Origin of the sequence: Amycolatopsis sp. NPDC004625, from assembly GCF_040609695.1 — a bacterium.
Classification (GTDB): domain Bacteria; phylum Actinomycetota; class Actinomycetes; order Mycobacteriales; family Pseudonocardiaceae; genus Amycolatopsis.
In genome coordinates this window covers 57,283-79,442 of record NZ_JBEXKX010000016.1, presented here as the reverse complement: position 1 = coordinate 79,442, position 22,160 = coordinate 57,283, and the positions used below count along the sequence as shown (strand labels likewise).

Below are 22,160 nucleotides of genomic sequence, written 5' to 3'. Positions count from 1 at the left end.
TGCAACGATCCTGTCACGCTGAGTGCATGCGAAAGCGCAAGCACCCGGACCGGCCGGAACCCGAGGCGGTGCCGGCACCGCGCACGTCGATCGCCGCGGGGCCGGCCGCCGTGCTGCGGCTGCAGCAGGCGGCGGGGAACCGGGCGGTCGCCGGTGCCCTCCCGATCCAGCGCTTCCGCTCGCAGAACGTGCCGGCCGACGAGGTCGCCGAGCAGGCGCGGCACGGCAGCGCCGAGGCGTTGTCGGAGAAGAACGTGGCCGTCGCGTATGTGGCGGAGCAGGGTTCGGAAGAGGCCAAACCGGAGAAGCCGGTGTGGAGCAGCGGAACCCAGGATCCCGAGCAGCACGCCGAGCGCATCGCCGTCCGGCAGGCGGTCGCCGGGGGCGCCCGGCTGAGCTACCACCCCCGGGAAGTCGAGGGAAAGCGCATCGTCCGCGTCTACACCGAGCTGTCGCCGTGCGGTCCCTGCTACGAATGGCTGGCCACGCGGCTGAACGACGCCGTCGTCGTGCAGTCGACCGCGCCGCCGCACAGCCAGGACCGGTGGGAGGTGCAGGTGCCCAACGCGTTGTGGCGCACCAGGGTCGTCCTGCTCAACGAGCTCTACGGGTTGCGTGACCAGGCGGCTTCGCCGGAAGCACTGGCGGCGCTCGTGGAGGCACGGTCCGCGATCGTCGACGTCGTGCTGACCGCGAGCGAATGGCAGCGGCGGTGCCGGTCGGGGAACGAGGCCGCCGAGGCCGCGAAGGCGGTCGACGCCGGCTGGAACGCCGCCGTGGCCCGGGCGCGGGAGGTCGTGCGCGAGTCCGGCCGGCCGGCGCCGAAGGACGTTCCCGCGCCGGTGCCAATGCCAATGCCGGTGCCAATGCCGGTGCCGGATCCTGTTCCGGATCCGGTGCCGCAGAACGTGCCCGTTCCGGTGCCGCAGAACGTGCCGGTGCCGGTGCCTCAGCAGAACGTTGCGGTGCCGGCTCGCGGGGGCAATCTGGACGCGTGGCTCGCCGGGGCCAATTCGCCCGCGGTACTCACGAAGAAGGCGGCGGCACCCGTCCGCAAGGGCCCGGCCCTGCAGATCAAGAAGGCGGTGAAGGAGGAGGCGACCTGCCTGGACTGCGGCAAGCGGGTGAAGGTCAACAAGACCGGCAAGCTCCGGGCGCACAAGAACGGCACGGGCGTGCCGTGCCGGGGCAGCAAGTACCACCTCTTGTGAACCGGCTCAGAGGTCGCGGGCGAAGCAGCGGGAAAGGGCCGAACCGCGGTAGGGCCCGTAAGCCTCGATCGGTTCGTAGCCTTCGCGCTGGTAGAAGCGGATGGCGTCTGGCTGGGCGGTGCCGGTTTCCAGCAGCAGCCGGGTGATCCCGAGGCCGCGCGCGTGGTCTTCGAGCGCGCGCAGCAAGGCGGCCGCGACGCCGGTGCCGCGCGCCGGCGGGTCGACGTACATGCGCTTGACCTCGCCCGACCCGGGGCCGAGCGGCCGCAGCCCGCCGCAGCCCACGGCGGTGCCGCCGGCGTCGCGGGCCACCAGGAACACGGCGACGGTGTCGGCGGTCGGGACCGCGCCGGGCTCGTGGTCGTCGGTGCCGTAGCGGGCGTCGAGTTCGGTCCGCTGGGCTTCGCGCAACCGGACGGCGTCGGGATCGTCCCAGGTCACCGGGGTGATCGTCAGCGTGCAGTCGAGCATCGGCCCTCACTTCCGTTTCCGTAACGGTTGTTACCGTAGCAGCTGTTACGCTTCCCGGGAAGGAGGTTCGATGCCGAAGCAGCGGGACGTCCAGGCCCAGCGGGACCTGTTGTCGAACGCGACCTGGCAGGTCCTGGCCGAGACCGGCCTGCCGGGGCTGACGTTGCGGGCGGTGGCCGAGCGGGCGGGCTGCACCACCGGCCTGGTCATGCACGCGTTCCCGACCAAGAAAGCGCTGCTGCTGCACGCCCGCGACCTGCTCTACGAACGCACGGCCGTCCGCGCCGACGCGGCCGAGGCGGCGAGCGCCGACGCGGCCGGGGCGCTCGCGGCGGTGCTCGGCCAGGCCGTCGACCTCCCGCACGGCCACCACGACGAATCCCGCGTGTGGGTCGGGTTCCTGGCGGCCGCCCTGGCCGACGACGACCTGGCCGAACGCCACCGCGCGGCGAACCGCTCGTTCCTGGCCCGCGTCCACCGGCTCGTGGCGGCCTGCTGTCCGATGTGGACGGACGAGCGGCTCGAGCGGACGACGAAGAGCCTGGTGGCCCTGGTGGAGGGGCTCAACGTGCTGGCCGCGGCGGACCCGGAGACCTACCCCGCCGACCTGCAGCGGGAGGCGCTGCGGGCCGCGCTGTCCGTCATCACCGAATGGGGTTCGGCTGTGCGGTGAGCCGCTGGGATGGCCGGCTCCGGCGGGAGGAGAGTGCGTGACGGAGCAACCGGCCAACCGCATCACCGGAGACGTGGCCGGATCGGCAATCCAGGTCGGCGCGCTCCACGGCGACATGTACGTCGGCATCGCACCCCCGCCCGCGCCGGTGCCCGTCGAGCCACCCGCGGACTGGTCGTCGCTCCCGATGCTGCCGCCGAAGATCGTCTCCCTGCTGCGGGCCCAGATCCGGAGCGCGGAGAAGCTGCCGTACCGCCTGCCGGGCGCCCGCAGGCCGTCCTTGTCGACGGTCTACGTCCGCCAGGACGTGACGACCGGGACGGAGCTCCAGCCGTCCGGCCCGGCGCGGCCGCTCCCGGTGCTCGACAGCAAGGGCAGGCTGATCGACGTCCCGCACGCCCCGGCGGCGCGGCTGACGGTCCGGCCGCCGTCCCGGAGCATGCGCGAGGCCCTCGACGGCGGCGAGCACCTGCTGGTGACCGGCGGGCCGGGCCAGGGCAAGTCCACGCTGTCCCTGCAGCTGGCCGCCGACGTCGCCCGCTGCTGGCTGGAGACCGTCGACGCCCCGCCGCTGGCCGAGCCGGTGGTGCCGCTGCGCCTGACGGCCCGCGAGCTCGCGACCCGGCTGGAGCTGCCGTTCTTCGAGGCCCTGTCCGAGACGGTCCGCGGCGAGTACGGCGCGATGCTCGCCCAGCCGCTGCGGCCGGAGGACCTGACCGGCCGCGTCGCGGGCTGCCGCTGGCTGCTCCTGGTGGACGGCCTCGACGAGGTGGCGGACACGGTGACGCGGGACCGCCTGGTGACGGTCCTGGCGACGTGGTCGGCGGACGAGGCGTACCGCGTGGTGCTGACGACGCGGCCGATCGAAGGCGCGACCCTCGCCCCGTTCCAGCGGATCGGCGCGGCGCGGTACGAACTGCTGCCGTTCGACGAGGAGGCGTTCCGCCGGTTCGCCGGGAACTGGTTCTCCGAGAGTCCCGATGCCGCGAAGCGGTTCGTGCGCCAGATCCGGGACGCGCACCTGGACGAGCTGGTGCGGGTGCCGCTGCTGGCGACGATCGCGGCGATCATCTTCGAGCGGTACGCCGACCGGCCGTTGCCGGACAACCAGTACGAGCTGTACGAGACGTACCTGGAGTACCTGCGGACGGCGCATCCCGTGCCGCGCAGCCCGTTCGACTCCTGGTGCGGTCAGCTGCTGGAGCACCTCGGCCGGGTCCGGCTGGAGGAGGACACGTCGCTGAGCACCGCCGCGTGCCGGTGGGTCGGTGCCCGGCTGCCCGACCTGGCGCCTCCTTGGCAGGAGCAGCTCGTCGGGTACCTGGCCGCGGTGGGGCCGTTCCTCTTCCGCGCGGGCGATCTGGCGTTCCTGCACCACAGTTTCGCCGAGCACCTGGCGGCCACGGCGAAGGCGCGGCAGCTCCCGGACGTCTTCGATGCGTCGCACCAGGAGTTCGTGGAGCTGCTGCACGCGGCCGAACCGGAGGGGCGGGGCCGGTACGCGCGCCGGGTTCTGCTGCACTACACGCGGTTGCACCCGGTGGCGGCGGACCGGCTGGTCCGGCACCTGCACGACGGTGGGCCGCAGCAGCACCTGCTGGCCGCGAGGTTGCTGGCCTGGCACGTGCCGGCGGGCGTGGAGATCGTCGACGCGTTCCTGGCGACCGCGCGTGCCTGGGCGGCGACCACGCAGTACCCGGGCGGCGAGATCCTCGCCGAGGTCAGCCGGGCCGCGCACCACCCCGGCCTGGTCGGCTGGCTGCAGGAGCTCATGCGCGACGACGGGCTGCCGTGGTCGTCGCGGGTGGAGGCGGCGGTGGCGCTGGGCACGCGGCTCCACAGCGAGGCGCGCGCGGAGGCCGTGGCCACGCTCCGGACGATCGTGGGGGACGCGGGCATCGGCGTGCAGCCCCGCCTCGACGCGGCGGATGCGCTCTCGCAGTGCGGTGAAAGCGAGCGCGAGGCCGCGGCGGCCGGGCTGGTTTCCGTGCTGGACAGCCCGTCCGTCACGGCGTCCCAGCGCGGTGACGCGGCGGTCGTCCTCGCCGGGCTGGGTGCCGGTCCGCGCACGCACGCGATCGAAACCCTGACCGCCCTGCTGGACGACCCCACCGTGCCGGACGAGGACCTCGTCGCGGCGGCGATCAGCCTGCTGGAGATCGACGTCCGGCTCCACGAACGGTGTGCGACGGTGTTCCGCGCGGTGCTGCACCGCCGTTCGTGGTCGGTCGACGGGGTCGCGGAAGCCGCGGTCGCACTGGCGTCGCTGGGGCCGGAATGCCTCGCGGAGACCGTGGCGACCCTCGAAGAGCGGATCGCCGATCCCCGCCTGCACTACTTCGACCGGCTGCAGGGCGCTCGCGTGCTGTCACGGCTGGGGCCACGGCACCGGAGCCGGGCGGGCGAACTGATCGTCGCGTTCGCGGCGGGGCCGGCCGGCGGAATCGTCGACCGGGCGTACGCCGCTTCGGTGCTCGCCGACTGCGGGCCCGAATTCCACGAGCCCGCCGTGGCCGTCATCCGCTCGGTGCTGGCCGATCCGGTCGCGGGCGCCGGCTACCGGCTCACGGCGGGGAGCAAACTGGCCAGCCTGGGCCCGGAGCACTGGCCGGACGCCGCGCAGGCGCTCCTCGACGCGGCCGACCACCCGCTGGGCACCGACGCCCTCGCCATGAGCGCCCTCGGCTCCCTCGCGACGATGGGCGAACAGCACAAAGCGCAGGCCGTGAAAAGGCTGCGCGCGGCGATGAACGGCCCGGAATCGACCGCGGAGCTGCGATGCCGGGCGGCGGCCGAATTCGCCTACCTCGGCCCGGAGTTCCACCCCGAGGTGATCGCGCAGCTGGTCCGCCTCACGGCCGCGCCGCTCGCGCCGAAGCTCCGGGCCGAAGCGTGGCGACAGCTCAAACAACTGGATCCCGAGCTGGAACAGCGGGCCTCCGCCGCGCTCGTCGGGCTGGTCGGCCAAAGCGGCGATCTGCCGATCCACCGGTGGGAAGTCGCCGATCCGGACGAACTCGCCCGGGCGCTCGAACGGACGGTGGACGACCGCGCCCTGAGCGGTCACCACCGGTCTGCCGCGGCTTCGCTGCTGATCTGGATGCACCACCGCTACCACGCCGCGGCCGCGCGGGGAATCGCCGGCCTGATCCGGGACGACGTCGTCCCGGACGACGAGCTCATCTCCGTGTGCCGGCCGGGCAGCCGTACCGGCGCCGAGCTGCGCCGCCTCATGACCGGCGCGTTGCGGGCGGTGGCGGTGTCCCCGGCCGGCCGGCCGAGCCGCGTGTGCGGCGCCGCGGACGCGATGGACGCCCTGGACACACTCGACGACGAGGCCGTGTTCTCGGCGCTGCGCACGATCGCCGCCGACTTCAGGGCCGACGCCGTTTCACGCTGTGACGCGGTGATCCTTCTGGCGAGAAGCGGTGTCGTCCGGCTTTCGGAAGCCGCCGAAGTCGTTCTCCGGCTCCACCCGCACCTGGACAACGTCGACTGGGGCGACCGGGTTCGCCGCCTGGTGTTGCTGGGGGCCGACGTCGGGGACGACATCCGGGCGATGATCGCCGACCGGAACACGGACTTCCGGTTCCGGCAGCAGGCGGCCGTGCTCGTCGCGCAGCGGCGGCCGGTGCCGGAACCGGAGGCCCTCGCCGAACTGCGCTCGCACACGGAAGACCCGTTCCTGTACGTCGGCTGGCGGAACATCGCGATGCGGCGGCTGGCCGCGGCGGACCCGCGCACCGCACCCGCGTCCGCCCCGGCGGTCCGGGCGACGATGGCGGACGAGCGGCAGCAGGTGGAGGAACGCAGCTACGCCGCCTACGAACTCGCGTCGGTCGATCGGTCGGCGGGGGCGGACGCGCGCCGGGCGCTGGCGCGGTTCGTCGGGGATCCGGACCTCGCGCCCGATGAACGCGGTGCGGCTTTGAGGCTGTTGAGCTACTTCCGGCCGGACGGCCGGACGATCCGGCTGCTGCCGGCCCTGGCCCACGACCCGGCGAACACCTCCGGCAAGGTGCGGGCCGGCGTGCTGCGCGAACTGACCGGCAAGGACCGCCGGTCCGTCGGGCGTGCGCTGGTGTCGGATCGGCTCGCCGCGCCGGACACCTGGGCGGACGAGGTCACCCGGTGGAAGGACGGGCCGCTGGCCCGGGAAGCGGAACAGGTGCTGCTCGACCGGCTCGCCGGTCCGGAGTCGCCGCCGGCCGCCCGGATCACGGCGGCGGTGGCGCTGGCGAAGATTTCGCCGTCGTGGGAACCGAAAGCCGCCGACGAACTCGACGAGCTCAGCCGGGGCGGGGTTGCTTCCGGGCGCGCCCGGAGGGAACTGGCGTTGCTGGATCCTCGACGGCGTCGGCGTGTGGTCGCCGACGCGCAGGCGGTGCTCGCGGACGCCGGACGGTCCGGGCGCGCGCGGGCCGAAGCCGCAGCCACCCTGCTCGCCCTCACCTCCGAGCTCCCCGAGCCGAGCCGCCGGCACCTGGAAGAGCTGCTGGACGACGAACGGCTCGCCCGCCGGCTGCGCCTGCGCGTCCTGTTCGACCTGCGGCGCTGGGACGACGTCCGTGCCATCCGCGACGACCAGCGGGAACCGCTTCCGCTGCGGCGGACCGCCGCCCTGAAGCTGTCCGACTACAGCCGGGAAGACCGCGTCGCCGCGGCGGAGCTCTTCCACACCATGGCCGTCGACCCGGCCTGCCACCCGCGGCTGCGCTGGTGGACGGCCGACGACCTCGCCGAGCTGGGCACCCGGGGACACGAACGCGGGACGGCGATCTTGGCGGAGCTCATGAACGACGAAGGGCTTCCGCTCGCCGCGCGCCGGGAGGCGGCCGCCCGGCTGGGGATGTTCCGGCCGGACCTGCGCAGCGAAGTGCTCGAGGTCCTGCGTGGCTTCCGGACCGTCCCGAACCCGCACGCCAGAGTGCTGGTGTGGCGGGCGATCGGCGACTTCCAACCCGAAGAAGCCGCGCTCGGCCTCCTCGACATGGCCCGCGACGCCCCCCTCGGCCCGGTCGCCCGCTGCCGCAGCGCCTGGGCCGCCGCTCGCCTCCACCGTGACCACCGCGAAGCCGCGGCCGTCGTCGCCCGCGAGCTCGCCCACGACGGGCAAAACCCGCGTCACGTCCGCGTCTCCGCCGCCCGGTTGCTCGCGCTCACCAGCGAGCTCTGCCGCGCCGAAGCCCGCGAAGTGATCCTGGACCTCACGCGGCCGGGCCGAACCGGCGGCGGTAGGCGCTCGGGCTGAGCCCGGTGTGCCGCCGCACCTGCAGCCGCAGGTTCGCCGCCGTCCCGAAGCCGCTCGACTCCGCCACCCGGTCCAGCCGCAGCTCGCCCCGCTCGATCAACCGGCACGCCAGCGTCACCCGCTCCGTCGTCAGCCACGCCAGCGGGGTCGTGCCCAGCTCCGCCCGGAACTTCCGGTGCAGCGTCGCCGGGCTCGTCGCCGCCCGGGCGGCCAGGTCCGCGACCGTCAGGGGCGTGTCCAGCCGTTCGAGGGCCCACGCGAGGACCGGCGCCAGCGACGTCTCCGGCACCGCCGGGACCGGCCGCGCGATGAACTGCCGCTGGCCGCCGTCGCGGTGACCGGTGAACACCAGCCGGCGGCTGACCGCGTTGACGACCTCCGCCCCGTGGTCGCGGTGGATGAGGTGCAGGCCGAGGTCGAGCGACGCCGCGCTGCCGGCCGCCGTCAGGACGTCGCCTTCGTCGACGAACAGCACGTCCGGCTCCCACCGCACCCGCGGGAACCGGGCGGCCAGCGAGGCTGCCCACTGCCAGTGGGTCGTCGCGCGGCGGCCGTCGAGCACCCCCGCCTCCGCCAGGGCCAGCGCGCCCGTGCAGAAGCTGACCAGGCGGGCGCCGCGGCCGGCCGCCCGGCGGATCGCCGCGAGGATCGCCGGGTCCGTCGGGACGTCGGTGTCCGGGCGGGCCGGGACGATCAGGGTGTCCGCCGTGTCGGCCGCCTCGAGACCGGCGACGCCGGACAGCGTGAACATGCCGAGGTTCATCCGCACGTCCGGCGTCGCCGAGCAGAGCGTGAAGTCGTACCACGGGCGGTCGAGCTCGGGCCGGCGCAGGCCGAACAGCTCGGTCGTCACGCCCATCTCGAACGGGTTCGACTGCTCGGTGACGATCGCGACGACCCGGTGCGAGAATTCTTGCGGCATGTGCGATTCCTAGCACTCGTGCCCGTGGAACACCAGGTCGAGCATGGGACGTATGAACCCGATCGACCTGAACGAAGTCCTGGCGAGCTTCGACGCCGCCTGGAGCCCGCGCATCGTCACCCGCGTCAACGACTACGACATCCGCCTCGCCCGGTTCGACGGCGAGCACGTCTGGCACGTCCACGAAAACACCGACGAGTTCTTCCTCGTCCTGGACGGCGAGATCGAGATCGGCCTGCGCGACCCGGCCGAGCGCGTCGTCACGCTCGGCCGCGGGCAGGTCTTCGTGGTCCCGAAGGGCACGTTCCACAAACCGTCGTCGAAGGCGGGCGCGAGCGTGCTGCTGGTCGAGCCGGCCGGGACGCTCTCGGTCGGCGACGAGCACGACGAGGTGCCGGACCACGTCGACGTCACGACCGGCCATCGCGTTTGACCTGCTGAGTCCTTCCTGGCAACGGCGTAGGCTCGGCGGCATGAAACGGACATCGTTCGCGCAGTGGCCGTGCTCGATCGCGCGCACCATGGACCTGCTCGGCGACTGGTGGACGCCGCTGGTGCTGCGGGACGCCTTCTACGGCGTGCGCCGCTTCGACGAGTTCCAGCAGGCGCTCGGCATCGCGCGCAACACCCTCGCCGACCGGCTGAAGCGGCTGGTCGACGAGGGGCTGCTGGAAAAGGTGCCCTACCAGACCGAGCCGGTGCGCCACGACTACGTGCTCACCGAAAAGGGCCGCGACTTCTACCCGGTGCTGCTGGCGATGACCCGCTGGGGTGACAAGTGGCTCGCGACCGAAGCCGGGCCGCCGATCACCGTGCACCACCTCGCCTGCGGGCACGACACGCACGCTGAAATCGTCTGCGCGGAATGCCGCGAGCCGATGACGCCGGACGACACGCGGATGCGCCGCGGCCCGGGTTTCCCGCCCCGGCTGGCCCAGCGCCCGGACGTCGAGGAGCGCTTCGCCCGGCAGGAGTGACGTTGACAGGGTAGGTCTATCTACGCAACTATCGTGGTCAGAGGACTCTTCGAGAGGGGTGCGACCACGATGGAGTGGACCGGGGCGCGGTACGCCGACCTGCCGACGGCCGAGGTTTCGACCTGGATCGACGCCGCGCCCGAGGACGTCTGGCCGCTCGTCTCGGACATCTCGCTGATGCCGTCGCTGAGCGCGGAGCTGCAGTCCGTCGAGTGGTGCGAAGAAGGCCGTACGTTCGTCGGCCGCAGCAAGCACGACGCCTTCGGCGAGTGGGAAACCACCTCCTACGTCGTGGAGTGCGAAGCGCCGCGGGTGTTCGCGTGGGCCGTCGCCGACCCGGCCGCGCCCAGCGCGACCTGGAAGTTCACCCTCGAGCCCGACCACGGCGGCACCCGGCTGAGCCAGCGGATGCGGATGGGCCCGGGCCGGTCCGGGCTGTCGTTCGCCATCGACCGGATGCCGGAGAAGGAACAGAAGATCGTCTTCGTCCGGATGCGGGAGTTCGAGACGGCGATGGCCGGCACGGTCGCCGCGATCAAGGCCCGGGCCGAGCGCCGATGAGGAGCGCGACCACCGTCGAGTTCTCGAAGGACACCCGCACGACGGTGGACTTCGTGCTGGAGGCGGAAAAGCTCGGCCTCGACGTCTGCTGGGTGGCCGAGGCGTGGGGCTCGGACGCGCCGTCCGCGCTCGGCTACCTCGCCGCCCGCACCGACCGGATCCGGCTCGGCTCCGGCATCATCCAGCTCGGCACGCGCACGCCGGTCGCGATCGCGCAGGCCGCGCTCACCCTCGCCGACCTGTCCGGCGGCCGGTTCGCCCTCGGCCTCGGGCCGTCCGGGCCGCAGGTCGTCGAAGGGCTGCACGGCGTCCCGTTCGCGAAACCGCTGACGCGGATGCGCGAGACCGTCGAAATCATCCGCCAGGCGTTCGCGGGGGAGAAGATTTCGTTCTCCGGCCAGGCGTTCGAGATCCCGCTGCCGGGCGAAGCGCGTCCGATGCGGCTGTCCACCGCACCGAATCCGGACATCCCGATCTACCTCGCCACGCTGTCACCGAAGCTCCTGGAGCTCACCGGCGAGATCGCGGACGGCTGGCTGGGCACCAGCTTCGTCCCCGAAGGCGCCGACGCGTACTTCGCCCACCTGGACGCGGGGCTCGCGAAGGCGGGCCGCAAGCGCGAAGACATCGACGTCTGCCAGGGCGCCGAAGTCGCCTTCGCGGACAACGAAGACGAGCTGCGCACCCTGGTCGGCAGCCGCAAGAAGGAGCTCGCGTTCAGCCTCGGCGGGATGGGCTCGGCCGGCACGAACTTCTACAACGACGCCTACAGCCGCCAGGGCTGGGCCGACGTCGCGGCCGAGGTCCGCGAGCGCTGGCAGGGCGGGGACCGCGACGGCGCCGCCGCGCTCGTCACCGACGAAATGGTGCTCGGCACGACGTTGATCGGCACCGAAGAGATGGTCCGCGAACGCCTGCGCGTCTGGCGCGGCACCGGGATCGACACGGTCCGGCTCTACCCGGCCGGCGAAACGCTCGAAGCGCGTCTCACGACGCTCGGCCGTGCATTGGAGCTGATGTGACCGGCGACTGGCAGCGCACCGCGTGCAGCCTCTGCTACCTCAACTGCGGGCTGGAGGTGCAGCTCGACGGCCGGAAGATCACCCGCGTCCGCGGCGACCGGGCGCACCCGCGGTCCGGCGGCTACCTCTGCCAGAAAGCCCAGCGCCTGACCTGGTACGGCGACCACGAGGACCGCCTGACGACCCCGCTGCGCCGCCGTCCGGACGGCACCCACGAGCCGATCGGCTGGGACACCGCGCTCACCGAGATCGCCGCCAGGCTGCGGGCGATCCGGGACGCCGACACCGCGGCCGGGCGCCCCGGCTCGTTCGCCTACGTCGGCGGCGGTGGGCAGGGCAACCACTCCGGCGGCGCGTACGGCACTTCGCTGCTGAAGTGGATGAACTCGACAAGGCACTTCAATGCGCTGTCGCAGGAGAAGACCGGCGACTTCTGGGTCAACGGGCAGATGTTCGGCTCGACGACCGTGCACACCGCCGAGGACGTCGAGCACTGCGACCTGCTGCTCGTCCTCGGCTGCAACCCCTGGCAGGCGCACGGGTTCAGCAACGCCCGGCACGCGCTCAACACGCTCAAGAACGACCCGGACCGCCGGATGATCGTCATCGACCCCCGGCGCACCGAGACCGCGGAACTGGCCGACCTGCACCTGCCGCTGCGCCCGGGCACCGACGCCTACCTGCTGGGCGCGATCCTGGCGTTGCTGCTCGAACGCGGTGGCGCCGACCGGGAATTCCTCGCGGAACGCACCGAAGGCTTCGACGAGGTGGCCGCCGTGCTGGCGAAAGTGCCGGTGGACGCGTGGATCGCGCACGCCGGAGTGTCCCGTGTGGACGTCGAGAAGGCGGTCGAGCTGATCCTCGCGGCGCGTGCCATGACGGTCCGCGTCGAGCTGGGCATCCAGCAGGGACGGCACTCGACGCTCAACAGCTACCTCGAAAAGCTGCTGTACCTGCTCACCGGGCACTTCGGCCGCCGCGGCACGAACAACCTGCACTCGTGGCTGCTGCCGTTGTGGGGCGCGACGAGCGGGCAGCGGTCCGAAATCACCGGGTTCGAGTACATCGGCGGCCTGCTCCCGGCGAACACCCTCGCCGAGGAGGTCCTCGGCGACCACCCGAACCGCGTCCGCGCGGTCTGGGTGGAATCGTCGAACCCGGCCAACACCTTCGCCGGGACGCGGGAGGTCGAACGCGCCCTGGAGGCCGCCGAGCTGACCGTGGTCGTCGACGTCGCCTACACCGAGACGGCCGCGCTGGCGGACTACGTGCTGCCGGCGGCGTCCCAGCACGAGAAGTGGGAGTTCACGCTCTTCACCTTCGAATGGCCGACGAACTACTTCCAGCTGCGGCGGCCGTTGCTGGACCCGCTGCCGGGCACGCTCGTCGAAGCCGAGATCTACGCGCGGCTCTTCGACGCACTCGGCGTGCTGCCGCCGTCCGACGTCCTCGCGTCGCTGGCCGCCGGGCCGCGTACGGAGCTGCAGGCGGGGCTGGGCGCCCTGGTCCAGGCGATGCCGGAACGCGCGGCGATCCTCCCGGTGCTGCTGTACCGCACGCTGGGCGCGGCGCTGCCCGGCGGCGCGGCGTCGATCGCGCCGCTGTGGGCGGGCTGCCACCGCGCGGCCAAGACGATGACCGTGCCGGTGCAGCGCGCGCTGGGCAGCTCGGCGAGCGGCCCGCGGCTCGGGGAGGAGCTGTTCGAGCGGATCCTGGCCGGCCCGACGCCGTTTTCCACGCACGAGCAGGACGAGGTGTGGAGCCTGCTGCGCCGCCCGAAGGTGCGGCTGGCCGTGCCGGAGCTGCTGGACTGGCTGGCCGCGCTGGACCCGGCGGCCGAACAGCCCGACCCGGCGTACCCGTTTTCGCTGCTCAACGGGCAGCGGCGGGCGCACAACGCGAACCAGATCCTGCGCGACCCGCGCTGGCGCCGCACCGACCCGGACGGCGCCCTGCGCGCGCGTCCCGAAGAACTGGCGTCGATCGGCGCGGCCCCGGGCGACTGGGTCGCCGTCGTGACGGCGTCGGGGCGGGTGGTCGTGCGCGCCGAGGCCGATCCCGGGCTGCGGCCGGGCCAGCTCGCGCTGCCGCACGGCTACGGCATGGCGCACCCGGACGCCCACGGCCGCCGCGTGGTCAGCGGCCCGCGGATCAACCTGCTGACCGACCCGCTGGACCGCGACCCGATCGCGGGCACCCCGCACCACAAGGACGTCCCGGCGCGGCTGGAACCGGCGACGGCGGCCGAGCGGGCCCGGGCGGAGTCCGACAGCGCCCGCGTGCGGGAGACTGTCGCGAGTGGACGGTCGTGATCGCGCTCCGGTCTATAGTGGGCCCATGCGCAAGATCGTCGCGAACCTGTTCATTTCCCTTGACGGCGTGGTCGAAGCGCCGGACAAGTGGTCGTTGCGGTACTGGAGCGACGAGATCGGCCAGGCCGTCGGCGGCGGGATGGCCGCCGCCGACGCGATGCTGCTCGGACGCGTCACCTACGAAGGGTTCGCCGAGGCGTGGCCCGGCCGGACCGTCGAGGAGGACGAGGGCGCCGAGTTCATGAACAACGTGCGCAAGTACGTGCTTTCGTCGACGTTGTCGGAAGTCACCTGGAACAACTCGACGCTCCTGACCGGCGACCCGGCCGAAGAGATCCGGACGCTGAAGGCCGCACCGGGCGGCGACATCATGACCAGCGGAAGCCCGACGGCGGTCCGGTGGCTGCTCGCCGAGGGCCTGGTCGACGAGCTGAACCTGGTGCTGTACCCGGTCGTCGTGGGCCGCGGCAAGCGCCTCTTCCCGGCGGACGGCCCGTCGTTCCCGCTGGAGCTGCGGAAGTCGGCGACGTTCGGCAACGGCGTGGTCCACCTGACCTACGCACCGGCGTGACCACGCCGTTCCGCCTCAGTTGACCTGCCGTGACTGCCCCTCCCAGAACGGCTCGCGCAGCTTGAACTTCTGGATCTTCCCGGTTGCCGTCCGGGGCAGCTCGGTCAGGAACTCCACCCGCTTCGGGCACTTGTACCCCGCCAAGTACCCCCGGCAGTGCTGGATCAGCTCCTCCGCGGTGACCGACCCCTCCACCACGACCAGCGCCGTCACCAGCTCGCCCCACTTCTCGTCCGGGATGCCGATCACCGCGGCCTCGCGGATCGCCGGGTGCGAGTTCAGCGCGTCCTCGACCTCGATCGACGACACGTTCTCGCCGCCCGAGATGATCACGTCCTTCTTGCGGTCCGCGATCGTCAGGTAACCCTCCGAGAACGTCCCGCCGTCGCCCGTGTGGAACCAGCCGCCCTCCTGCACCCGTGCCGTCTCCGCCGGGTTCTCCCAGTAGCCGTCCAGGTTGTGGTTGGACTGCGCGAGCACCTCCCCGTCGGTGTCCACCGCGATCCGGACGCCCAGGGCCGGCGTGCCCGCGCGGCCCAGCAGCCGCGCCTGCTCGTGCGGGTCGAGGTCCGCCCACTCGCTGCGCATGCGGTTCACCGTCAGCAGCGGTGCCGTCTCGGTGAGCCCGTAGATCTGGATGAACTCCCAGCGCAGCTCGGCCCGGACGCGCTCGATCGTGCGCGTCGGCGGCGGTGCGCCGGCCACCACGATCCGGACGCGGTCGCGGCCCGGGATCTCGCCGTCCCAAGCCGCGGCGCCGTCCAGGGCCGCCGTGACCACCGCGGGCGCCGCACAGAGGATCGTCACGCCGTGCTCGGAAATCCGCCGCAGGATCTCCGTCCCGTCGACCTTCCGCAGCACGATGTGCCGGCCGCCGAGGCCGGTCACCGCGTACGGCATGCCCCAGCCGTTGCAGTGGAACATCGGCAGCGTGTGCAGCAGGACGTCGTGGTCGCTCAACGTCGTGTGCAGGCCGAAGACGGCCGCGTTCAGCCAGATGTTGCGGTGGGTGAGCTGCACGCCCTTCGGCCGGGCTGTCGTCCCGGACGTGTAGTTGATCGTCGCCGTGGCGGACTCGTCGCCGTCCCACGGCCGGGGCGTGCCGTCGCCGCCCCAGATGGCGTCGTCGTCGCGGCCGAGGACGAACACGTGCTTCGCCGTCACCGTGTCCAGCAGGTGCTCGAGCTCCGGGTCGACGATCAGCACCTCCGCGCCCGAGTGCTCCACTATGTACTTGACCTCGGCGGGAGCCAGCCGGAAGTTCACCGGCACCAGGATCCGGCCCCAGCCGGACACGCCGAAGAACGACACGAGCAGCCGCGCGGCGTTGTGCGAGACCATCGCGACGCGCCCGCCGGCCGGCACGCCCAGCGCGTCGAGGTTGGCGGCCTGCGCGCGGGCCCGGCGCGCCACCTCGCGGTAGGTGAGCGAACCCCAGCTCGGCGCGGGCTGGTCCGGCTCGTCGACCACCGCGACGCGGTCCGGGTACACCGTTTCCGCGCGGTCGAGGAAGTCCCGGACACCCAGATCGAAGAACATCCCCCGATGATGACTCTTCCCAGGTGCTCGCACCAGTCCGATGTGGTTCGCTGGACCGCGATGGACTTCGACACGGTGGCCGGCGAGCTCTACGGGGGCGACCTCGCGGAGTTCGTCAGCGCGCGCAACGCGGCCGTGAAGGCGGCGAAGGCCGAGGGGGACGCGGAGCTCGCGAAGCGGATCCAGCAGCTGCGGAAGCCGACGACGGCCGCGGCGATCGTCAACACCCTCGCCCACGAGGACCCGGACGAACTGCAGGAACTGGCCGGGCTCGGCGACGAGCTGCGGGACGCGCACACGCGGCTGGCCGGCGACGAGCTGCGGGCCCTGACCCGCCGCCGCGGCGAGCTGGTGCGGCGGATCCTGCACGGGCTGCCGTCGATGAGCGACCCGGTGGCCCGCGAGGTCGAGGCGACCCTGGAAGCTGTCGCGGCCGACCCGGGCACCGCCGCGCTCGCGCTGGCCGGCCGGCTGACGTCGGTGGCGCACCAGGACACCGACCAGTGGTTCAGCCTCGCCGCGAGCGTCCCGCCCGCCACCGGGAAGCGCCCGAAGAAGCTGGTGGACAAGGCCGAACCGGCCGAGCCGAAGCGGGACCACCGGCGCGAGGAAGCGGAACGGGCGAAGGCTCGCGCGGAACGTGACCGCCGGCGCAAGGAAGCCGCCGAACGGGCGAAAGAACGCGCGACGGCCGAGCGTGACCTCGTCCGCACCGAGCGCGCGGCCGAGCAGGCCACCGCCCGCGTCGCGGAGCTGCGTGAGCGCCTGGCCGAGGCCGAGGAACGCGCCGAGCGTGCGACGGCGGAGCTGGAGACGGCGAAAGCGGCCTTCGACGAGGCCGACACCGCCGCCCGGGACGCCGCCGACGCCGCCGGCTGAGCCCGGGCTACGCGGTTGGGGGATGGCCCGCGGCCGGCCCGGGTCGGTAGCGTGCGAGGGCGCCCCGGATGGGCCGACACACGGAGGTAGTGGCTAACCAGCCCCCTTGAGATCGACACGTTCCGCCCTTCCCGGGCGGAGCTGTGCCTTCGTGTCGGCTCTCGGCCTCCGGTGACTCCGGCATCGGAAAGGAACACCCAGCTTGATCACGCTCACCACCACCGGCGCCCGCACCGGCCGGAAGCACCGGGTTCCGTTGGGCGCCTTGGACATCGACGGCCGGCTGGTCGTCGTCGCGTCCGCGATGGGCGCGCCGAAGCACCCGGCCTGGTACCACAACATCCGGCAGAACCCCCTGGTCACGGTGGAAACCGGGACCGAGACGTTCGACGCCATGGCCGCCCTGCCGCCGGACCGCGACGAGCTGTTCGCCAAGGTCGTCGAGCGGGAACCGGGGTTCGCCGACCACCAGGCGCGGACGACCCGGATCCTGCCCGTCGTCGAGCTGCACCGGTTCGACCCCGCGCGCCGCATGGGCGACTGGATCGTCGAGGTGCACGACTGGCTGCGCGCCGAGCTGAAGGAGCTGCGCGCCGAGCTGGACTGCGGCACCCCGCGGCGGCTGAGCACGCGGTGCGCCGGGTTCTGCACGGCGCTCACCAAGCACCACACCGGCGAAGGCGCGAACCTGTTCCCCCTGCTGGGCGAGCGGTTCCCCGCCCTGGCGCCGACGCTGGCGAAGCTCGACGAGGAACACGTCGTCGTGGCCCGGCTGCAGGAGGACATCCAACGGCTCGTCGACCAGGAAACCGACCCGGTCAAGCTGCGCGCGGAGTTCGACCGGCTGCGGTCCGAACTGGACAGTCACTTCGACTACGAGGAACGCACCCTCGTCGCCGCGTTGAACGCCCTGCTGCCCGCGCCGGGCTGATCAGAACAGGATTGCGGCCAGCCGCCGCTGGTTCTCCAGCTCCACCGCGGGGGACGGCCCGAGCACCTGGACGGCCACGTGGTCGGCACCGGCGTCCACGTGGGACCGGAGGCCCTTGACGACGGCTTCCGGCGTGCCGTGCAGGACGAGGTCGTCGATCAGCCGGTCGCTGCCGCCGCCGGCGACGTCGGCCTCGGTGTACCCGTGGCGCAGCAGGTTGTTCACGTAGTTGCTCAGCCCCAGGTAGGGGGTCTGCACGTACGGGCGGCCGATGGCGCGCGCGGCGACCGGGTCGTCGTCCAGGACGACTTTCTGTTCCGGCGCCAGCAGTTTGCCGGCACCCAGGACCGCCCGGGCGTGTCGCGTGTGCCCGGCCGGCACCAGGTACGGGTGGGCGCCCGCCGTGCGCTCGGCGGCCAGCTTCAGCACGCGGTCGCCGAGCGCGGCGAGGATCCGGGCGTCGGCCGGGACGCCGGCCGCGTCGAGCCGGTCGAGGTAGCCGACGATCTTGGCGTACGGGCTGCGGTACTCCGTGACGGACTCGGGGTGCCCGACGCCGATGCCGAGCAGCAAGCGCTTACCGTACCGGCCCGCGAGCCGGTGGTAGGACTCCGCGAGGGTTTCCGGCTCGTCGGCCCACATGTTGACGATCGCCGTCGCCACGGTGATCCGCTCGGTCGAGGCGAGGACGTCTTCGACGAACGCGAGGTCGCCGACGGAGTTCCGGCCGGTGCCGAGCCAGACCGCGCCGTAGCCGAGCGAGTCCGCCGCGATCGCCTGCTCCTTCCGGGTCGCGTCGTCGCGGTGCGGCGCCAGGAACAGGCCGAACTGGTTCACTACATTTGTCATAGAACTTAATGTAGCAAATGTAGCGTCACGCGGCGAGCCGGTGCAGCCACTCCCGCAACAGCTGGCGCTCGGTGGCGGTCAGCGCGTCGGTGTCGTCCTCCAGGGCGGTCGACAAAGCGACAGCGAGGGCGCTCATGGACGACCCTTCGGCGGGCTGCTCCGCCAGCAGCCCGGCCAGCACGGACTCCCTGACCTGCGCGGACATCGTCAGGTCACGCCGGTCTTCGGGCTGCGCGATCAGGCTGAGCGTCACGCCGCTGTTGGCCGCCGCGAACTGGCGCGCGGCCTCCGCCGCCTCGACGCGCAGCCGGCCGTCGCGCGCCAGCGGCGTGAACAGCTCCAGCAGCATCGCTTCGGCGCTCGACGTGAGGTTGCAGGGCACGCCCGGCTCGATCTGGCCGTAGAGCAGCACGTAGAACGCCGGGTGCGCCAGGCCGTATTCGACGTGCCTGTCCCAGCCCTCGCGGATCCGGTCGACCGGATCGCCCTCCGGCGACGGCGCCTGGACGTACTGCGTGAAGCCGTAGTTGACGACGGCGTCGAGCAGGCCCTGCTTGCTGCCGAAGTGGTGGTACAGCGTGGGGGCCTGGACGCCGGCGCGCTCGCAGATCGCCCGCGTCGACACCGGGCCGTCGCCGGCCTCGTGCAGGAGCTGGCCGGCGGCCAGCAGCAGGCGGTCGCGGGTACTGGTGGCGTTGCTCGATCGTCCGACCATGTAGCAATTGTAACGCCGGGTTATAGCGCCCGGCGCAGCCGCAGCTGGACGCGTCGGAGCCCGGCGAAGGCGGCCAGCACCTCCGGGTCCGTCGTGGCCGCGGCCGGGCGCACCGACCGGTAGCCGTCCACCAGTGCTTCTCGCAGCTCCTCGCGTTGCGGCAGGTGCGCGAGCGCGGCCGAGGCGACGGCGAGGTCGTAGGCGTAGTGGCCGTACCCGCAGTCGTCGAAGTCGATCACCCGCACCCGGCCGCGGTCGAACAGGTAGTTGTCCTGCCGCAGGTCGCCGTGCACCAGGCCGAAGGCGTCGGCGCCGTACCCCAGCTCGGCCCGCACCGCGCGGACCCGCGTCACCGCCTCGCGGACGCTCTCGTCGCCGCCGGCCGCGGCGACGGCCCGCTCGACGACCGCGGCGGAGAAGCCGTCCCCCTGCGTGCGCCCGAACTCGGTCAGGTCGTCGACGCGGCCGCGGTCGAGGCCGTTCATCCGCGAGCCGTGCAGGTGCAGCCGCGCGGTGAACGCGCCCAGCGCGTACAGCTGGGCCGAGCCCAGCCGCTCGTCGGCGAACCGGCCGTCGACCCAGTGGTACAGCACGCAGGTGCGCGGTTCGGGCACCGCCGGGTCGGCGACCACGGTGACCGCCTCCCGCGCGCGCGTCGGCACCGGCCGCGGGACGACGAGGTCGGTCTCGCGGCCCAGCGTGGCGAGCCAGGCCATCTCGGCGCGCACCTGCGCGACGCCGGGCCCGTCCGGCCGCTGCACCCGCAGCACGTACCGGTGGCCGTCCGAGCCGTCGACGCGGAACGACGTGTTGAGCCCGTGCGCCAGCGGGGTCAGGCGGGCCACCGGCACGGCGTAGGCGGTCAACGCGCCTTCGGCGAGGCGGCGCAGGCGTCGCGTGCGGCCGGCGCGGTCCAGTTCGGCGAACGGCCGGGTGTTCGCCTGGAAGTCGGCCATCGCCCAGGTGCTCAGCTGATCGACCGTTCCGGCTCGCGGGCGTGCGAGACGAGCTCGATCGTCGGCGTCGAGTGCCGTCCGCCACCCAGCCGCTCGACCCCGCGCAGGCCCTCGACCAGCCGCTCGACCTCGGTGTCCGGCCGCACCCCGAAGCGCATGAACTGGCTGGTCATGCCGATCTTGTTGCCGCACTGGCGCACCAGCAGGTGGTGTTCGGCGAGCAGGTAGTCGCACAACTCGGCGCCGTCGACCGACGCGGGCAGCCTGACGAGCAGGAAGTTCGCCTGCGACGGGTACACCGTCAGCTCCGGGAACTGGCTCAGCTGCGCGTTCATCATGAACCGGTCGAGCGCGAGCTTCTTGAGGCTTTCCTCGTACTCCGCGCGGTGCTCGGCGAGCATGAAGATCACGGTTTCGGCGAGCGAATTCAGGTTCCACTTCGGCAGCGCGGCCGACAGTTTGCGCGTCATGGCCGGATTCGACACCTGGTAGCCGAACCGGATCCCGTGCAGCCCGAAGTTCTTGCCGAGGCTCTTCAGCACGATCACGTTCGGCCGGACGACGGCTTCGCCGGCCACCGACGGGTTCCGCTCGACCTCGACGAAATCGACGAACGACTCGTCGATCACCACCAGGTCGAGGTCCTCGAGAGCGTCCATGAACCGGAGCACCTCGCGGCGCGGCAGGTACCCGCCGTCGGGGTTGTTCGGGTTGCACAGCACCGCCACGCGCGAGCCGCGGCGCTTGATGAAGTCGACGTACTCGTCGACGTGGAGCTCGAAGTTGTCCGCTTCCTTCAGCAGGAACATGTCGACGCGCTTGCCGGTCTCCATCGGCTGGTCGGTCCACCGGCCGAAGGTCGGGATCGGCACGGCGACGCTGGCGTCGACCAGCAGCCGGTCGATCCAGGTGATCAGCTCGGTCGAGCCGTTGGCCAGGGAGATCGTCGACGGGTTGAGCCGCAGCACGCTCGCCAGCTGCGCGGTGATCGCGGCGGCGTCGCTCGGGTAGAACTTGAGGATCGTGCGGAGGTTCCGTTCGAGCTCGCCGAACATCGCGTCGGTGGGGAAGTACGGGTTGCACGGGATGCAGAAGTCCGCGAGGTCGTCCGCGTGCTGCCCCATCGCCCTGGCCACGGAGAAGAAGGACGGGCTGTGGGCCTGGCCCTGCTGGAAAAGGCCGCTGGTCGTCATGCCGTGCCGCACGCGTGGTCTCCGTCCGCCGCTTTACCGGCCCCTTGCCTTCCCGTGGGGGACACGTACGAATCGGGCGGCCGGTTCAGTGCCGGACACCGCATAGACCCCGGTGCCCGCCAGGGCGATGGCGGCGAGCAGGGACAACGCCGTGAGCGGCAGCGGCGCGGCCAGCGGGTCGATGCCGGTGAAGGATTCGAGGCCGATGACGGCGGTGAGCACCGCGTCGGCGGCGACGGCGATCCGGACGACCCGCGTGCGGTGCGCTTCGGGCCAGTGGGTGAAGCGCAGGAGCCAGGCCAGCGCGGGCAGCACCAGGATCGCGTGCATGGCCACCGCGTGCAGCGGTTTCAGCGACCCGGCGGTCGTGTAGGCCAGCTCCGGGTTGCCGCCGCGCGACGCGACGACACCGCGGCCGATCATCACCGCACCGGTGGCCAGCGCGACCAGGAGCACGACCAGGCCCGCGCGGATAGCCAGGCGCAGGCTCGGCGCGTCCGGGCCGGGCTCCACGAGCGCGGCCGCGGTGAAGCCGATGACGGTCACGATGATGACCGCGCCACCGATGGCGAGCGTCATCGAGACGGCCGTGTCGAACGGCGTCTCGAAGTCGAAGTGCGACGGCACCCCGCGCCACGCCTGCATGCTGACCAGCAGGACTTCGGTGACGCTCGCCGCGGTGAAGGCGCCGAGCAGGACACCGCGCACCCGCGGGCGGACGGTGAGGAACGACGTCGCCCAGGCGACCGAGGCGAGGGTCAGCCCGAAGGAGAGGCCGAACGTGACGGCCTTGCGCAGCGACAGCGGGCCGAGCCACGAGCCGCCCGTGGCGACGAGCACGAGCGCGTGCACGAGGCCGCTCACGAACAGGGCCGCGCCGACGGCGTAGGCGATCCGCTCGGCTCGCCTGCCGTCGTGCCAGATCCGGGTGAGTGCGTTCATACCCGGAGTTTCCCTCCTTCTCGGCGTCCGGTGCGTCGTCCCGGCGGCGACACCACGACGTACGACGACGGGCGTACGGCAATCGGTGAGCATGTCGAAAAAGCACCGGTAAAGGAATTGAAATTTTCTTGACGAAATTTTGGCGGGGCGTGTGCCGGGAGCCACTCGCCAGGCGGATGCGAACC

The 22,160-nt window shown here is 72.5% G+C and carries 19 protein-coding genes and 1 pseudogene; 12 read left to right on the top strand and 8 right to left on the bottom strand.

Translation table 11 applies throughout. The features are described 5' to 3' along the window. Positions 1-26: 26 nt before the first annotated feature. The gene (locus ABZW17_RS20090; protein WP_354815893.1) at positions 27-1,211 is read left to right on the top strand and encodes a hypothetical protein; all 1,185 of its coding nucleotides are present in this window, start codon (positions 27-29) and stop codon (positions 1,209-1,211) included. Between the two features lie 6 nt (positions 1,212-1,217). On the opposite strand, the gene ABZW17_RS20085 is transcribed toward ABZW17_RS20090, so the two are convergent. Then, on the bottom strand, positions 1,218-1,682 hold the full coding sequence (locus ABZW17_RS20085; protein ID WP_354815890.1) for a GNAT family N-acetyltransferase: 465 nt from the start codon (positions 1,680-1,682) through the stop codon (positions 1,218-1,220). 70 nt (positions 1,683-1,752) lie between these two features. On the opposite strand from ABZW17_RS20085, the gene ABZW17_RS20080 reads away from it, so the two are divergent. Together ABZW17_RS20080 and ABZW17_RS20075 are read left to right on the top strand one after the other, a co-directional pair. Continuing rightward, positions 1,753-2,355, top strand: coding sequence for a TetR/AcrR family transcriptional regulator (locus tag ABZW17_RS20080; protein WP_354815887.1), 603 nt, complete (start codon positions 1,753-1,755; stop codon positions 2,353-2,355). A 37-nt stretch (positions 2,356-2,392) separates the two neighbouring features. Beyond that, entirely contained in the window at positions 2,393-7,606 is a 5,214-nt protein-coding gene (locus tag ABZW17_RS20075; protein WP_354815884.1) for a hypothetical protein, read from the top strand. Here ABZW17_RS20075 and ABZW17_RS20070 read toward each other — a convergent pair. Continuing rightward, the gene (locus ABZW17_RS20070; RefSeq protein WP_354815881.1) at positions 7,563-8,528 is read right to left on the bottom strand and encodes a helix-turn-helix domain-containing protein; all 966 of its coding nucleotides are present in this window, start codon (positions 8,526-8,528) and stop codon (positions 7,563-7,565) included. The genes ABZW17_RS20075 and ABZW17_RS20070 overlap by 44 nt on opposite strands. Positions 8,529-8,571: 43 nt before the next feature. Here ABZW17_RS20070 and ABZW17_RS20065 point away from each other — a divergent pair, with 43 nt between their 5' ends. The 6 genes from ABZW17_RS20065 (at position 8,572) to ABZW17_RS20040 (ending at position 13,971) form a co-directional block, all read left to right on the top strand. After that, positions 8,572-8,961: a cupin domain-containing protein gene (locus tag ABZW17_RS20065; protein WP_354815878.1), complete on the top strand. Its 390-nt coding sequence runs from the start codon at positions 8,572-8,574 to the stop codon at positions 8,959-8,961. Between the two features lie 40 nt (positions 8,962-9,001). After that, positions 9,002-9,505: a helix-turn-helix domain-containing protein gene (locus ABZW17_RS20060; protein WP_354815875.1), complete on the top strand. Its 504-nt coding sequence runs from the start codon at positions 9,002-9,004 to the stop codon at positions 9,503-9,505. 69 nt (positions 9,506-9,574) lie between these two features. Continuing rightward, positions 9,575-10,066 (top strand): SRPBCC family protein, encoded by a 492-nt coding sequence (locus ABZW17_RS20055; RefSeq protein WP_354815872.1) that lies wholly within the window; start codon positions 9,575-9,577, stop codon positions 10,064-10,066. Further along, the gene (locus ABZW17_RS20050) at positions 10,063-11,088 is read left to right on the top strand and encodes an LLM class flavin-dependent oxidoreductase (protein ID WP_354815869.1); all 1,026 of its coding nucleotides are present in this window, start codon (positions 10,063-10,065) and stop codon (positions 11,086-11,088) included. The genes ABZW17_RS20055 and ABZW17_RS20050 overlap by 4 nt, the downstream gene beginning before the upstream one ends. Continuing rightward, positions 11,085-13,400 (top strand): molybdopterin-dependent oxidoreductase, encoded by a 2,316-nt coding sequence (locus tag ABZW17_RS20045; protein ID WP_354815867.1) that lies wholly within the window; start codon positions 11,085-11,087, stop codon positions 13,398-13,400. The genes ABZW17_RS20050 and ABZW17_RS20045 overlap by 4 nt, the downstream gene beginning before the upstream one ends. Positions 13,401-13,425: 25 nt before the next feature. Beyond that, positions 13,426-13,971: a dihydrofolate reductase family protein gene (locus ABZW17_RS20040; RefSeq protein ID WP_354815864.1), complete on the top strand. Its 546-nt coding sequence runs from the start codon at positions 13,426-13,428 to the stop codon at positions 13,969-13,971. 15 nt (positions 13,972-13,986) lie between these two features. On the opposite strand, the gene ABZW17_RS20035 is transcribed toward ABZW17_RS20040, so the two are convergent. Then, positions 13,987-15,510, bottom strand: a complete 1,524-nt coding sequence (locus ABZW17_RS20035; RefSeq protein ID WP_354815861.1) for an AMP-binding protein — start codon at positions 15,508-15,510, stop codon at positions 13,987-13,989. A 60-nt stretch (positions 15,511-15,570) separates the two neighbouring features. On the opposite strand from ABZW17_RS20035, the gene ABZW17_RS20030 reads away from it, so the two are divergent. From ABZW17_RS20030 to ABZW17_RS20020, 3 genes and pseudogenes are all read left to right on the top strand, one after another. Continuing rightward, positions 15,571-16,389 (top strand): hypothetical protein, encoded by an 819-nt coding sequence (locus ABZW17_RS20030; protein WP_354815858.1) that lies wholly within the window; start codon positions 15,571-15,573, stop codon positions 16,387-16,389. Between the two features lie 199 nt (positions 16,390-16,588). Beyond that, positions 16,589-16,885 (top strand): annotated as a pseudogene (locus ABZW17_RS20025) (nitroreductase/quinone reductase family protein); the annotation flags it as partial. Positions 16,886-16,921: 36 nt separating this feature from the next. After that, a complete protein-coding gene (locus ABZW17_RS20020; RefSeq protein WP_354816298.1) occupies positions 16,922-17,320 on the top strand; it encodes a hemerythrin domain-containing protein in 399 nt (132 codons plus the stop codon). Here ABZW17_RS20020 and ABZW17_RS20015 read toward each other — a convergent pair whose 3' ends face one another. The 5 genes from ABZW17_RS20015 to ABZW17_RS19995 are packed head-to-tail and all read right to left on the bottom strand — an operon-like array spanning position 17,321 to position 21,975. After that, positions 17,321-18,169: an LLM class F420-dependent oxidoreductase gene (locus ABZW17_RS20015; RefSeq protein ID WP_354815855.1), complete on the bottom strand. Its 849-nt coding sequence runs from the start codon at positions 18,167-18,169 to the stop codon at positions 17,321-17,323. A gap of 25 nt (positions 18,170-18,194) precedes the next feature. Continuing rightward, the gene (locus ABZW17_RS20010; RefSeq protein WP_354815852.1) at positions 18,195-18,884 is read right to left on the bottom strand and encodes a TetR/AcrR family transcriptional regulator; all 690 of its coding nucleotides are present in this window, start codon (positions 18,882-18,884) and stop codon (positions 18,195-18,197) included. Between the two features lie 20 nt (positions 18,885-18,904). After that, complete coding sequence (locus ABZW17_RS20005; protein WP_354815849.1) at positions 18,905-19,840, bottom strand: phosphotransferase; 936 nt, start codon at positions 19,838-19,840, stop codon at positions 18,905-18,907. Positions 19,841-19,851: 11 nt separating this feature from the next. Continuing rightward, complete coding sequence (locus ABZW17_RS20000; protein ID WP_354815846.1) at positions 19,852-21,045, bottom strand: histidinol-phosphate transaminase; 1,194 nt, start codon at positions 21,043-21,045, stop codon at positions 19,852-19,854. A 21-nt stretch (positions 21,046-21,066) separates the two neighbouring features. Next, positions 21,067-21,975 carry a hypothetical protein gene (locus ABZW17_RS19995; RefSeq protein WP_354815843.1) on the bottom strand — a complete coding sequence of 303 codons (909 nt, stop codon included), beginning with the start codon at positions 21,973-21,975 and terminating at the stop codon, positions 21,067-21,069. Positions 21,976-22,160 lie beyond the last annotated feature (185 nt).

What these genes read in the sequence shown, in the direction of transcription:
- ABZW17_RS20090 (WP_354815893.1), top strand. Translation starts at nt 27, where the DNA reads ATGCGAAAGCGCAAGCACCCGGACCGGCCGGAACCCGAGGCGGTGCCG.
- ABZW17_RS20085 (WP_354815890.1), bottom strand. Translation starts at nt 1,682, where the DNA reads ATGCTCGACTGCACGCTGACGATCACCCCGGTGACCTGGGACGATCCC.
- ABZW17_RS20080 (WP_354815887.1), top strand. Translation starts at nt 1,753, where the DNA reads ATGCCGAAGCAGCGGGACGTCCAGGCCCAGCGGGACCTGTTGTCGAAC.
- ABZW17_RS20070 (WP_354815881.1), bottom strand. Translation starts at nt 8,528, where the DNA reads ATGCCGCAAGAATTCTCGCACCGGGTCGTCGCGATCGTCACCGAGCAG.
- ABZW17_RS20065 (WP_354815878.1), top strand. Translation starts at nt 8,572, where the DNA reads ATGGGACGTATGAACCCGATCGACCTGAACGAAGTCCTGGCGAGCTTC.
- ABZW17_RS20060 (WP_354815875.1), top strand. Translation starts at nt 9,002, where the DNA reads ATGAAACGGACATCGTTCGCGCAGTGGCCGTGCTCGATCGCGCGCACC.
- ABZW17_RS20055 (WP_354815872.1), top strand. Translation starts at nt 9,575, where the DNA reads ATGGAGTGGACCGGGGCGCGGTACGCCGACCTGCCGACGGCCGAGGTT.
- ABZW17_RS20050 (WP_354815869.1), top strand. Translation starts at nt 10,063, where the DNA reads ATGAGGAGCGCGACCACCGTCGAGTTCTCGAAGGACACCCGCACGACG.
- ABZW17_RS20040 (WP_354815864.1), top strand. Translation starts at nt 13,426, where the DNA reads ATGCGCAAGATCGTCGCGAACCTGTTCATTTCCCTTGACGGCGTGGTC.
- ABZW17_RS20035 (WP_354815861.1), bottom strand. Translation starts at nt 15,510, where the DNA reads ATGTTCTTCGATCTGGGTGTCCGGGACTTCCTCGACCGCGCGGAAACG.
- ABZW17_RS20030 (WP_354815858.1), top strand. Translation starts at nt 15,571, where the DNA reads ATGGACTTCGACACGGTGGCCGGCGAGCTCTACGGGGGCGACCTCGCG.
- ABZW17_RS20020 (WP_354816298.1), top strand. Translation starts at nt 16,922, where the DNA reads ATGGGCGACTGGATCGTCGAGGTGCACGACTGGCTGCGCGCCGAGCTG.
- ABZW17_RS20015 (WP_354815855.1), bottom strand. Translation starts at nt 18,169, where the DNA reads ATGACAAATGTAGTGAACCAGTTCGGCCTGTTCCTGGCGCCGCACCGC.
- ABZW17_RS20010 (WP_354815852.1), bottom strand. Translation starts at nt 18,884, where the DNA reads ATGGTCGGACGATCGAGCAACGCCACCAGTACCCGCGACCGCCTGCTG.
- ABZW17_RS20005 (WP_354815849.1), bottom strand. Translation starts at nt 19,840, where the DNA reads ATGGCCGACTTCCAGGCGAACACCCGGCCGTTCGCCGAACTGGACCGC.
- ABZW17_RS19995 (WP_354815843.1), bottom strand. Translation starts at nt 21,975, where the DNA reads ATGAACGCACTCACCCGGATCTGGCACGACGGCAGGCGAGCCGAGCGG.